Annotated in this window: 10 protein-coding genes; 5 read left to right on the top strand and 5 right to left on the bottom strand. The window is 39.1% G+C overall.

What is annotated here, in order from left to right; all coding sequences use genetic code 11:
• Window positions 1–150 precede the first annotated feature (150 nt).
• The gene (locus AC0IWT_RS00410; protein WP_471795500.1) at window positions 151–2,058 is read left to right on the top strand and encodes an ABC-F family ATP-binding cassette domain-containing protein; all 1,908 of its coding nucleotides are present in this window, start codon (window positions 151–153) and stop codon (window positions 2,056–2,058) included.
• Window positions 2,059–2,313: 255 nt separating this feature from the next.
• Window positions 2,314–3,588, top strand: a complete 1,275-nt coding sequence (locus tag AC0IWT_RS00405) for a type IX secretion system plug protein (RefSeq protein WP_471795499.1) — start codon at window positions 2,314–2,316, stop codon at window positions 3,586–3,588.
• Here AC0IWT_RS00405 and AC0IWT_RS00400 read toward each other — a convergent pair whose 3' ends face one another.
• Window positions 3,589–5,079, bottom strand: a complete 1,491-nt coding sequence (locus AC0IWT_RS00400) for an alpha-amylase (protein ID WP_471795498.1) — start codon at window positions 5,077–5,079, stop codon at window positions 3,589–3,591. It lies immediately after the preceding gene.
• A 211-nt stretch (window positions 5,080–5,290) separates the two neighbouring features.
• On the opposite strand from AC0IWT_RS00400, the gene AC0IWT_RS00395 reads away from it, so the two are divergent.
• Window positions 5,291–5,812, top strand: a complete 522-nt coding sequence (locus AC0IWT_RS00395; protein ID WP_056870501.1) for an acyl-CoA thioesterase — start codon at window positions 5,291–5,293, stop codon at window positions 5,810–5,812.
• Window positions 5,813–5,881: 69 nt separating this feature from the next.
• A complete protein-coding gene (locus tag AC0IWT_RS00390) occupies window positions 5,882–7,069 on the top strand; it encodes a cation:proton antiporter domain-containing protein (RefSeq protein WP_471795497.1) in 1,188 nt (395 codons plus the stop codon).
• Here the strand turns inward: AC0IWT_RS00390 and AC0IWT_RS00385 are convergent, their stop codons facing one another.
• Entirely contained in the window at window positions 7,070–7,474 is a 405-nt protein-coding gene (locus AC0IWT_RS00385; protein WP_056870502.1) for an EVE domain-containing protein, read from the bottom strand.
• 162 nt (window positions 7,475–7,636) lie between these two features.
• Here AC0IWT_RS00385 and AC0IWT_RS00380 point away from each other — a divergent pair, with 162 nt between their 5' ends.
• Window positions 7,637–8,011 carry a hypothetical protein gene (locus AC0IWT_RS00380; protein ID WP_471795496.1) on the top strand — a complete coding sequence of 125 codons (375 nt, stop codon included), beginning with the start codon at window positions 7,637–7,639 and terminating at the stop codon, window positions 8,009–8,011.
• A gap of 64 nt (window positions 8,012–8,075) precedes the next feature.
• Here the strand turns inward: AC0IWT_RS00380 and AC0IWT_RS00375 are convergent, their stop codons facing one another.
• The 3 genes from AC0IWT_RS00375 to holA all read right to left on the bottom strand — a co-directional run bounded on the left by AC0IWT_RS00375 (window position 8,076) and on the right by holA (window position 12,289).
• Window positions 8,076–10,652 carry a zinc-dependent metalloprotease gene (locus AC0IWT_RS00375; protein WP_471795495.1) on the bottom strand — a complete coding sequence of 859 codons (2,577 nt, stop codon included), beginning with the start codon at window positions 10,650–10,652 and terminating at the stop codon, window positions 8,076–8,078.
• A gap of 116 nt (window positions 10,653–10,768) precedes the next feature.
• Window positions 10,769–11,128 carry a VOC family protein gene (locus tag AC0IWT_RS00370; RefSeq protein WP_471795494.1) on the bottom strand — a complete coding sequence of 120 codons (360 nt, stop codon included), beginning with the start codon at window positions 11,126–11,128 and terminating at the stop codon, window positions 10,769–10,771.
• A 138-nt stretch (window positions 11,129–11,266) separates the two neighbouring features.
• Window positions 11,267–12,289, bottom strand: a complete 1,023-nt coding sequence (gene holA / locus AC0IWT_RS00365) for a DNA polymerase III subunit delta (RefSeq protein ID WP_471795493.1) — start codon at window positions 12,287–12,289, stop codon at window positions 11,267–11,269.
• Window positions 12,290–12,395: the final 106 nt, after the last annotated feature.

The raw sequence follows: 12,395 nt of genomic DNA, 5'->3' as shown, positions 1-12,395 counted from the left end.
AACATTGATATGAAATGTTGTTTCTGCTTTACAGATTATTTTTAACTTCTAAAAGCAGTCGTTAGCCGAAAGCGATGACTTGCGGGACAGATTTTTCTATTTAAGTTTCAGGCAAAAGAAGCCTTTAAAATTCGTACTTTTGCAGCCGAAATGATTTCAATAAATAATTTAACTTTCTTAATTGGCTCGCGGGCCTTATACGAAGATGCAAACTGGCACATTAAACCGGGCGACAGAGCTGGTTTAATCGGTGCTAACGGTACAGGAAAATCTACACTTTTAAAGATTATCGTGGGCGAGTATGCGCCAAGCTCGGGAACGGTTTCTATGTCTAAAGACTTAAAAATCGGTTACTTAAACCAGGATTTACTTTCTTACGAATCGCACCATACCATTTTACATGTGGCCATGGAGGCCTTTGAGCGCCAAAATCAGTTGCATGATGAAATTGAGGAATTGCTTAAAAAAATTGAGACGGATTACAGTGAAGAAGTTTTGTACAAATTAAGCGATAAGCAGCAAGAATTTGAGGCTTTGGATGGCTATAATATCGAATATAGGGCAAACGAGATTTTAGCCGGATTAGGTTTCAGCACTGCAGATCAACTACGTCCGTTAAATACATTTTCCGGGGGTTGGCGTATGCGGGTAATGTTGGCTAAAATCTTATTACAAAACCCCGATATTTTGTTACTCGATGAGCCAACCAACCACATGGATTTACCTTCTATTAAGTGGCTGGAGAACTATCTAGCAGGCTTTGAAGGGGCTATTGTAATCGTTTCTCACGATAGGTATTTTCTGGATAAAATTGTAAACCGCACTGTTGAATCCCGCAAGGGAAAATTAACCGTTTATGCCGGTAATTATAGTTTTTACGTAGAAGAAAAAGCTTTGCGTGGCGAAATACAAAAAGGCGAATTTAAAAATCAGCAGGCAAAAATTAAGCAGGAAGAGCGGCTGATTGAGCGTTTTAAGGCTAAAGCATCGAAAGCAAAAATGGCGCAATCGAGGATGAAGGCGCTGGATAAAATGGAGCGGATTGATGATGTTGATGATGATAACCCGACGGTAAATTTTAGCTTTAAATTTACAAAACCATCGGGCCGCCATGTGGTGCGTATTGAACATGCGACTAAACATTATCCAAACGTGCATATTTTGGAAGATGCCGAGGCCGTAATAGAAAAGGGCGATAAAATTGCATTAATTGGCGCAAATGGTAAAGGTAAATCTACCTTGCTTAGAATGATTGCCGGAACCGAAAAATTTGAGGGCCTTTGCGAAACCGGCCATAACGTTACAACAACGTTTTTTGCCCAGCACCAGTTGGAATCTTTACACCTGGATAATGCAATTTTAGAAGAGTTGCAAGCCTTTGCCCCTAGACACACAGACACCGAATTAAGGAGTATTTTAGGCTGTTTCCTGTTTACCGGTGATGATGTTTTCAAAAAAATTAAAGTGTTATCAGGCGGTGAAAAATCGCGTGTTGCTTTGGCAAAATCACTAACAACAGATTCGAACTTTCTAATTCTCGATGAGCCAACGAATCACCTTGATATACAATCTGTTAATATTTTAATACAGGCTTTGCAACAGTTTGAAGGAACGTTTATAGCGGTTTCTCACGATAGGTATTTCCTGGATAATGTAGCGAACAAGATCTGGTTTATCGAAAACGAAAAAATAAAACAATACCCGGGCACTTACGCGGAATACGAAGAATGGAACAGCAAACGTGTAATTCCGGCTTCTAAACCTATTCCGGTTAAAATGCCTGAGAAGAAGAAAGAAGAGCCAAAGCCTGTTACACAAAACACAGCCAATCAATTAAAAAAACTTAATGATGAGCTGAAGAAAATAGAAAATCAAATTTCTGAACTGGAAGCTTCTGTTAAAAGTATAGAATCGGAACTGGCTGATGAAAATGTTTATAGCAAAGCTGATAAGCTTGCCGAAGCCAATAAACGCTATCTTACAGCAAAACAGGATTTAGATACGCAGCAAACAAAGTGGGAAACCCTAGCTGCTGAGATTATGGAACTGGAAGGTTAAACATAAGTTGTTTGCGCAGCCGGTTTTTCTCCGGCTGCGACGGTTTACTTCTTACATGATTCATAAAGTGCTATTAAAATACTGCGTCTTTAATTTTTTACCCTAATCAGGCAAAATAAACAGGTTTGCTTGCGCTGATTTCCAATAAGCATAATTAATGATAGAGGTGTTGTGTTAGGCATCGGTGTTTCGAAGCAACTTAAAAATATCTGTGTTTAGTTTTTAATGTCTGGTTAATACTCTTTACTTTTAACCATGCAAAAACTAATCGGAATACTTTTATTTTTCATCCCAATACTAAGCTTTGCGCAAAACGATAAAAATTTCACCAACGAAAACAAAACATACCTCCCAAACATCAAAACTGTTCTTTGTTACAACAGCTCAAAAGAACAAAGCATACCGCTAATTGCCATCACCTCGGCAGAAAAAATTATATTTTCCTTTGATGATTTATTGGCCGGAACTCAAAACTACTGGTATACGGTTGAACATTGCACCTCAGACTGGCAAACATCGAGAATTGCGACAACGGATTATTTGGATGGCTTTAGCGATGATAGAATAACCGATTACCGCTACTCATCAAATACGACCAGAAAATATACACATTATGAAATAAGCTTACCGAATACGCAGGTTAGGCCAAAAATTGGTGGCAACTATATTTTAAAGGTTTATTTAGATGGCGATAAAAATAAGCCTGTTATTTCGCAACGCTTTTATATTTTGGATAGCCAGGTTGCCGTAGCCGCAGAAATTACCAATTCTTTGCAGGTAGCAGACAGAAACAGCAAACAAAAAATCAATTTTACCATAAATCACTCGATAAATATTCCAAATCCTTACCAGGACATTAAAGCTGTTGTGATGCAAAATTTCAATCAAAATACTGCACAACTCAACACACGGCCAGCTTTTGTAAGGCCAAATCAACTTGTATATAACGATTTAACGACCAATGACTTTTGGGGCAACAACGAGTTTAGAAAGTTCGACACCAGAAGTTTGCGTTTTAAAGGAGAAAATGTAAAGGATATTTACCGCGATAAAGAATCTGTTAGCTTGATGCTTTTTCAAGATGCGCCGCGGGACAAGGGCGCATTTGGCACCCAGTTTGATGAAAACGGAAATTTTTTTATCCGCAATTCTGATGGCCGCAACGACAGAACGGAGGCGGAATATATGAGTGTACTTTTCACGCTGAATGCTGCTGCGCCAACCTTAAATGGCGATGCTTACGTGGTTGGGCGGTTTAACAATTATACGCTCACTAAAGAAAACAAGCTTATTTATGATGCCGGCAGAAAGCAATTTTACGCCAATATTTTGCTAAAACAAGGCCTCTATGATTATGAATACGCGTGGGTTAATAAAGAAACGAAAACCATAGAAACGCAACCCTTCGAGGGTTCTTTTTTCCAGACAGAAAACAGCTATCAAATTTTTGTTTATTACAGAAGGCCTGGTGCCCGGTGGGACACGCTGGTTGGTTATAACAACTTAAGTAATAGAGTAAACGACCGATAATTACTGCGTTTTTAAAACCCAAACCGATACACTGCCTGCGTTGCAGTGAAACTCTGCCCAACCATTTTCATCGACTATAACTTCCTGACTGCAATGGCCGAGCGCATCAATAAAGGTTTTACCCTCAAACTTTTTGCCCATTTCCATTGATTTGAACCCCGCTTCACCTGTACTCATTAAAACAGCCAGGCCACTGTTTTCATGCTCATCATCACCTTCCCTGGTCCACCCAACACAGTTGCCATGATCAAAATGCTCTCTCTGCAAACCGTAAGCTAAAGCGCTTCTTATTTTACACATCGTTTCAACTTCAGGCAAGGCGGCCAATTCGATATGTACATCATTACCTTCCTTGTCTTTATCATCGTAAATGCCACCATATAAATCGGGGAAAAACAAACATGGGATGCCTTGTTCCCGCAACAATATTATCGCGTAAGCTAATGGCCTGAACCAAAAGTCTACGTAAGACTCTAGCGCTTGCAGCGGTTGCGAGTCATGATTATCCACAAAAGTCACCGCAAGTTCCGGCTTAACCTGAACCAGGGTTTTATCAAAAATCGTTCGCATATCGAACTGGTTTTCTTCATGGCTGGCCAGGTAAAAGTTATGATGAAGTAATGAATCAAAGATTTGCGTTCTTCCGGCAGTAATGTCTATGTACTCCAATTGTCCTTCAATATCAACCACGTTCCAATCCTCTGCAACGACGAAAAACTTGCGGTTAAATTTCTCATCAAGATGATCGAGCCATCCGATTATAAACTCAGGGTTAATGTGTTTAACGGCATCGAGTCTGAAACCATCAATTTTTGTGGTTTCAACCAGCCACGTTCCCCAATATTTCAATTCTTCAATAACAGCCTGGTTACGATAATCAATGTCATTAAACATCAAGTAATCATAATTCCCAAGCTCTGTAGACGGCACCTGCTCAAACCCCTCTCCAAGATAATTTTGTATAGAATAGATAGCTGTTTCCTTTAAATCTTCGGCCCAATCAACCCCACTAAAGCACATATGATCCCAGATAAACTCCGAATATTTACCTTGCCTGCCCGGAAAGGTAAATTTCGTCCAGGCTTCAATCTCGAAAACATCGCTTGTAAATTCGGTTCGGTTATCAGGATTTACAGTCCTTACTTTTACTTTTTCTAACTCATCGCCACCGGCTTTATGGTTAAAAACGATATCGGCAATCGCCGCGATACCATTTTCATGTAAAGCATCTATAGCCTTCAGGTATTGGTCTTTTGTGCCGTATTTAGTATTAACAGCGCCTTTTTGGTCAAATTCACCTAAATCAAACAAGTCATAAACGGCATAGCCAACATCGTAAGCAGCGTTATTAGATTTGTATGCCGGCGGCAACCACACCGCAGTAACACCAATTTCTTTTAAATGATTCGCCTCGTAAACTACTTTGGTCCACAGGTTTTGCGCTTCGTTATAATACCAATGAAAGAATTGGATGATTGTTTGGTTTTGCATTAATTCGATTTTAAGCAAAGATAACATGATAGTTCGTTAATTGTTTTTGTGGCGTGTAGGCCAAAGGTAAATTGGTAGATGCAACTGGAAAATAGGCTTCAAAACGGATGAATTCCTGATAGCTACTGAATTGAAAACTTTATTGGAACAAAGGGTTAAAACAAAAAACATACTGTTTTAATGGTGCTTTTAATTACTTTTGCGCTCGATTATGAGTTTGAAAAAGAAATTTGCCAGAGAAAGTTTTACGATAATGAATGAGTTGGTTTTACCTAATGATACCAATACATTAAATAACCTTATGGGTGGCCGTTTATTGCATTGGATGGACATTGCGGCTGCGATTTCTGCTCAAAAACACTGTAATCGAATTGTTGTAACGGCTTCTGTAGATAACGTTTCTTTTAAACATCCGATAAAACTTGGAGACGTTATTACTATTGAGGCAAAGGTTACGCGTGCCTTTAATACGTCTGTAGAAGTGAGACTGGATGTTTGGGCCGAAAACATTCCAAGTGGTGCCCGTCAGAAAAGTAATGAAGCTTACTATACTTTTGTTGCTGTAGATCAGAGTGCACGTACCATTCCCGTTCCAGAGGCAATCCCGGAAACTGCAGAAGAAATTGCGCTGTTTGACGGGGCTTTGAGACGGAGGCAATTACGGTTGGTGTTAGGAGGAAAAATGAATCCTGAAGATGCCAGCGAGCTTAAAGCTTTGTTTTTTAAACCGTAACTTTTACACAAGATTTCTTTCCGGTTAACATGATTGTTTTATTTTAGCGATTTACCAAACGCTAAGAAAATGACAACCTATACCATTCTTATTATTTTAAGCGGATTAGTAATATTTTCCTATCTGTTCGATTTAGTGGCGAGCAAAACCAAAATACCATCGGTTTTATTACTATTGCTACTTGGAATCGGCCTGCGTTTTCTTGTCGGTTACCTTAAAATACAAACTTTCAATTTTTTATCTATTTTGCCAACGTTAGGCACCGTTGGTTTAATTCTCATTGTTTTTGAGGGTTCATTAGAATTAAAGTACGACGCTGCAAAAAACAAAGTAATCAGGAGCGCCTTTTTGTCTGCATTAACCATACTGTTAGGTACGGTTACCATCATAACCTTAATCATTTACCAGATTTCGCATCGCGATTTGCACTCCTGCATCGCTAATGCTATTCCTTTCAGTGTTATCAGTTCGGCAATAGCAATACCATCTGCGGCTGCGTTGGGCAAGCAAGACAGAGAATTTGTAATTTACGAATCTTCGTTTTCAGACATACTCAGCATCATTATTTTCAACTTTGCTATTGCAAATCATTCAATCACTACTTCGGCATTTATCGGACTAGGCTTAAGCACCTTTTTGATTATTCTGCTATCGGCTGTTGCCTGTATCGTATTGCTGTATATTATGGGTAGGCTAATTCACCACATCAAATTCTTTTTAATAATCTCGATTTTAATATTAGTTTACGCCGTTGGCCAATCGTACCACCTTTCTTCCCTGGTATTAATTTTGAGTACCGGGCTTTTTCTAAATAATGCGGATACAATAAAAAATGCCTGGTTTAGAACTACATTTTTATACAAAAACTTAACCGCTGATTTAGCGCAACTTTACCAGCTTTCTGCAGAAAGTGCCTTCATTTTAAGGACTTTCTTTTTTGTAATATTTGGTTTTACCATGGATATTTATGAGTTGAATAATTTGCCGGTTTTAGCCAACGGCGTATTTATTCTCCTTGCAATATTTTCAATTCGGTTAGCGGTTTTAAAAGTTTTCAAATCAGGCAACGCTGCGCCGATTTTATACCTTGCGCCACGCGGGCTGATAAGTGTTCTACTTTATTTTAACCTCCCTGCATCGTTAAAAATGCCTGAAGTTGGAACTTCATTTCTATTTTTAGTTGTTTTAGGGACCAGCATTATCATGACACTGGGCTTAACGCTAAGCAAAAGAAAACTGGATGAGCAGCTTGCTTAGCTAGCTGCCCATTTCTAAAATCTTATCAAACTCCTCGGCTTTCAGGGGCATGACAGATAGCCTTCCCTGGCGAATGAGCGATATATCTTTCAAACTTTCTTCAGCTTTAATCTGCTCCAAAGAAACCGGTTTATTCAACGCCTCCACCGGCGCTAAATCTACCACAACCCAGTTTGTATCATCAGTTGTCGGGTCTTGATAAAATTCCTTTACAACCTTGGCTACGCCAACAACATTTTTGCCTTCGTTACTATGATAAAAAAGAACCAAATCGCCCGCTTTCATTTCTTTAAGGTTATTTCTGGCCTGGTAATTACGAACGCCATCCCAAAAGGTTCTTCCATCTTCATTAAATTTTTCCCAACTGTATTTAAAAGGTTCTGATTTTACTAGCCAATGTTTCATTTATAATGTTTTAAGCTTCGAATTTACGATAAATCAAACGGAGAAGGAAGAAATTAATCGTCCTCCTAAAAAGACATATCTTGTAAAAAATAACCGTAAAGATTTGTAATTAAATTAAGATATATTATTGGATTTAATATTCAGAAGTTTGTATTTTTAAGCATGTCAAAGACAAAGCTATCTACCACAATAATAGTTCTATTGCTGTTCAATCAAGCATTCTGTCAAAGTACAGATTCGTTGAGAAACGCTGCCCTAAACGATTCGAAGAACTTCAGATTAAGCGAAGAAAACCTGCGAAAATTTAAAGAATACCGCGGTAATGCATCGTCGGATCTATTTAAGCCAACGCCATCGGTTGCCAGTTCCATTTCCTTGTTAAACGATTCGATTTATGTAAAATCCTTCCGGGAGGCAGCTTACAAGCAAACCAAAAAACTTAATGCAAAAGGTGAGCATAAGCGAATTGCCATATTAGGTTATGCAGCAGCGATAGTTTTTGTAGGCCTGATTTTTCTGGGTTTAAATCAGATATAATTTTTGTCACACAAAAAAGGCTTCCTGAAATTCAGGAAGCCTTTTTAAATAGTCGAATTATTTGTTATTTGCTTTTAGCATCAAGCGCATCGTCAATTCTGCCCGCTAAATCTTCTAAATGATATTTGCTTAAACCAGTTGCAGAGTTTGCAGCAGTTTTAATCGTAGCGTCTAAGGATTTCAATTCGCCTTTTACAACAGAAAGCACATCGCTTTGCGAAGCTGTGATACCACCCTGAGCAGCTCCACCTCTACCCCCACCAGCTAATATCGCGTTAATAGCGGTAGGCGCTGGTCCAGGTTTAACGATTGAAATCAATTTATCAACATACATTTTTTGAAGATTTCTTCTATACACGTCTATAGGCTGACTAGTTTTCAATTCGGTAAAAATCGAAGCGTTTAAATCACCAAACAAATCGGTAATTTTGTAGGCACTTGCGCCATCCGCAGCTTCTGCAGAAATCAACTTTGTTAACGTATTTGTACCCAACAACCTGTTAATTGTTGTGTTTTGCAATCTACCAACAACCTCTAAACCGTCTTGATCAATGTTATCTAAAATCGGTTTATCAATCATCCACATTGGTGTTTTAAACAACTGCACATCTAAGAAGTTCATCGCCTCTTTTTGTGTTGCGGCCGGCGTACGTTCGTAAACTGCTCCAACCTGCTCAACTGTTTTTGGATTTTCGTAAACACCGCCGATATTTTTGGCCACATGGCCCATATAACGACCGAATTGGGTAGTCAACTGACCGTACATGTTTGCTAAATTGTCGTATCCGTCAGCAGGTTCTTTAGTCCACACAGGTAAATTACTTAAGATTACTTTTAGGTTTTTTATGCCATAAGTACTTGCTTTCATTGCATTATCTGATAAATCTTCGTTCTGCGAATGTGGATCATCAGGATTGGTTTCAGTACCAAACCATAACCTGCGGTTTTTAGCAGATTCGATTGTCATCTTGTTCAAAATCGGAACTTCTTGCTGTGCATTTTTGGTTTCAGGGAAATATTTGTAGCCCCACTCAATCGCCCATTTGTCGTAATCACCAATACGTGGATACAAGCCCTTTGATGAGATGTTATCTTCAGGCTGCGCCACATAATTAAAACGGGCATAATCCATAATAGATGGTGTGTGGCCGTTTGCTTCAACCCATTTTTTGTCTCTCAACATTTCTGTAGGAACAGTAGAGCTTGAGCCATAGTTGTGGCGTAAGCCCAAAGTGTGACCAACCTCGTGAGATGATACAAAACGAATTAAATCGCCCATCAATTCGTCGCTGAAAGTCATTTTGCGAGCCCTTGGGTCTACGGCTGCAGTTTGAATCATGTACCAGTCGTGAACCAGTTTTTGTACATTATGGAACCAGTTTATATGACTTTCCATAATCTCACCACTTCGTGGATCTGAAATACTTGGACCGCTTGCATTTGCAATTTCAGACGGTTTGTAAACGATTGCCGAATGGCTAGCATCATCAATACTCCAGGTAGAATCCTGCTTTGCAGTTGGCGCTTCTTTGGCCATAATTGCATTCTTGAAACCTGCTTTTTCGAAAGCCTTTGCCCAATCATCAACTCCTGCTTTTAAGTATGGAACCCACTTTTTCGGAGTTGCCGGGTCGATGTAAAAAATAATTGGTTTAACCGGCTCTACCAGTTCGCCACGTTTATACTTGGCTAAATCCTGTGGTTTCGGCTCCAGTCTCCATCTTTTAATTAACTCGATTTCTTTAACACCCTGTGGATTTAAGTCGAAGTCGGTATAACCAACAGCAAAATAACCTACACGAGGATCGAAGTAGCGGGCTTTCATTGGTACTTTAGGCAGAATAACCAGTGACGTATTTAGTTCGATAGTTGATGAACCTGCAGAGGCACCACCGCCCATCCCAGCCGGAGCAGCACCACCAAATGGGTTTGGGGCTGCCGTTAAGCTGTAAGTTTTTACTGTATTAATTTCCACATTCATCGGGAAACTTCTCAAAGCAACAACATAACTTCTATCAGCAAGTTGCGCACCTAACCTGAAACGGGTTTTTGCAGCCGGAGAACTGAAATAAAAAATATCGTTATCACTGTTAAGATATTCGGTAACATCAATTACGCTTCCTTTTTTATCAGGAGTATATGCGGCAATGTTAAACGAAGCCGCAATGGCTTGAATGTTTGAATTTTTCAATGATTGATACATTGAAGTGGTGCTATCAGGACCGTAAGTTCTGTAACTTATTTTCCGCATGAAAATGCGATTGTTCGGTCCTTTCTCGAAACGGATAACCGAGCTTCCGATTTGGTCGCCGGCATAACCCTGAGCCGCTCTAACTTCGGCGCCAGACTTTGAAATACGGCTAACAACCAAAATATCTCTTCCCAAAGTGGTATCGGCAATTTCAAAGAAGAATTTATCTTCCAGTTTATGCGTTGTTATCATTCCCCTTCTGGTTGATGTTTTGCTTGTAATAACCTGATCGTAAGGTTTAGGCTGCGCTCTAACACCCGAACCCAGGGCTGCGCCCGGCGCTCTCCGCGTGGAGTCGGTTGTTGCAGCACCTCCGCCTTGTCTCACCTGCGCCTGAACGCAAGCAATGGCAGAAACAGCAAATAAAATGCTGAGTAAATTTTTCTTCATAACAAATTAGTTGATTTAACCGTAAATATAGTCTGCCGACAGGTTTTGATACGGTATTTGAAATAACTTTTAAGTTACAAAGGCTTTATTTTAAGAATTTCGCCTCAAAAAGAAATCTAATGGGAGAATTCCGGATTTTCTATAAGTCCGATAACGTTTCCAAAGGGGTCGAAAATGCTTCCAACCCAAACCGTGCCGCCAACATTATTTGGTTGCTCATGTATTTCTACTTCCAGTTCTTTAAAGCGGGTAAATGTTTGCTTAATATCTGCAACACCCCAATAGGTAATGGAATGGTTGCCGTTACTGTAACCCGTATCATCAGGATTTAATCCCAATTCGAAACCACCAATGTGATAACCTACATAAAAAGATTCATCAAAATACGGTTCAATTTCAAATACTTTTTTATACCATTCTTTTGCAGCCTCTAAATCGCCAACGTAATAAACTATTGTTCTTAATCCCTGTAGCATATCGGTTATTTATTTTAATGGGTTATTTACTTCGTCGGTTAGCAATGTTAATCCTTAAACTCTTAAATCGGGGCTTTTCATGGCTGCTAAATCAGCTTTACGGTTAATAAATTCACCCCCTTAACAACTAAGCTAACATCAATGTATAATTTTAAAAACGAGTTCCTTTAAAAGTTCGCCATCATTCACATTTCCCGAACTGTCTAAGCCTTTACTTTTTAAATCGTATTCCCTAAGCAGACTAATCACCTGAAAAACTTTGCCTGTATTGTAGTTTCTGGCTGCCGATTCGTAATCCTTCACAAAAAACGGAGGCACACCAAGTGCAGATGCGGCATCAGCTTTGTTTGGAATGTAATGATATTTTAACAGCTTGGTAAAATAGCCGCCCAGATTAGCCATTACCATAACCGTTGGATTTGCTTTCGGGTTGCTTGCAAAATAGTTAATGATTTTATTGCATTTTAAAACATCGCGAATGGCCAGGGCCTTTTGGAGTTCGAACACATTGTATTCTTTGCTGATGCCAATATTTTTCTGAACCAAATCGCTATTGATTGTAACGTCTTTAGCAACATTGAGCATCAGTTTTTCTATCTCATTCGCAATTTTAGAAAGATCCGTTCCTAAATATTCAGCCATCAGTGCAGATGCCTGTTGGTCGATTTTATAACCCTTATCTTTAACAAATTCTTCAATCCAGGGCACCAGTTTATAATCCCTAACCGGGTCTGACTGGAAAATTAATCCGCTTTTAGCAATTGCTTTGTAAATCTTTTTACGCTTATCAAAATTTGCGTATTTGAACGCCAAAACCAGAATTGTGCTTGGCAAAGGTTTCTCAAAATAGTTTAATACAAATTCTGCCTCCTTGCTGCTGGCATCTTCTTTTCCCCATTTCAAGTCCTGGGCTTCTTTCAGGATAACAACCTGATAATCAGACATCATAGGATATCGCTTTGCGGCACCTAAAACAGTTGCCATGTCGGTATCTTTGCCATACAAAACAGTTTGATTAAAACCCTTTTCAGCGTCGCTAAGCAACTTATCTTCAATATAATCAGTTACCTGATCTATGTAATACGATTCTTCGCCATGCAGTAAATACACCGGTTTAAATTTCCGGCTTTTGAGGTCTTTAATAATTTCGGCAGCAGTCATTGCCGTAAAATTACAATTTAGCTTTTAGGATTTATTAAATGTTTGCAAACAATATTAACTTTGTTTCCTTAATTTGTTTGAATTAGTTTATTGCTAAACTGTTAAC

The organism is Pedobacter sp. AC464, assembly GCF_979253075.1.
This window is presented reverse-complemented; position numbering and strand designations above follow the sequence as displayed.

Coding starts and splice junctions, on each gene's coding strand:
- holA (WP_471795493.1), bottom strand. CDS start 12,289: ATGACTGCTGCCGAAATTATTAAAGACCTCAAAAGCCGGAAATTTAAA.
- AC0IWT_RS00400 (WP_471795498.1), bottom strand. CDS start 5,079: ATGCAAAACCAAACAATCATCCAATTCTTTCATTGGTATTATAACGAA.
- AC0IWT_RS00405 (WP_471795499.1), top strand. CDS start 2,314: ATGCAAAAACTAATCGGAATACTTTTATTTTTCATCCCAATACTAAGC.
- AC0IWT_RS00375 (WP_471795495.1), bottom strand. CDS start 10,652: ATGAAGAAAAATTTACTCAGCATTTTATTTGCTGTTTCTGCCATTGCT.
- AC0IWT_RS00380 (WP_471795496.1), top strand. CDS start 7,637: ATGTCAAAGACAAAGCTATCTACCACAATAATAGTTCTATTGCTGTTC.
- AC0IWT_RS00395 (WP_056870501.1), top strand. CDS start 5,291: ATGAGTTTGAAAAAGAAATTTGCCAGAGAAAGTTTTACGATAATGAAT.
- AC0IWT_RS00385 (WP_056870502.1), bottom strand. CDS start 7,474: ATGAAACATTGGCTAGTAAAATCAGAACCTTTTAAATACAGTTGGGAA.
- AC0IWT_RS00370 (WP_471795494.1), bottom strand. CDS start 11,128: ATGCTACAGGGATTAAGAACAATAGTTTATTACGTTGGCGATTTAGAG.
- AC0IWT_RS00410 (WP_471795500.1), top strand. CDS start 151: ATGATTTCAATAAATAATTTAACTTTCTTAATTGGCTCGCGGGCCTTA.
- AC0IWT_RS00390 (WP_471795497.1), top strand. CDS start 5,882: ATGACAACCTATACCATTCTTATTATTTTAAGCGGATTAGTAATATTT.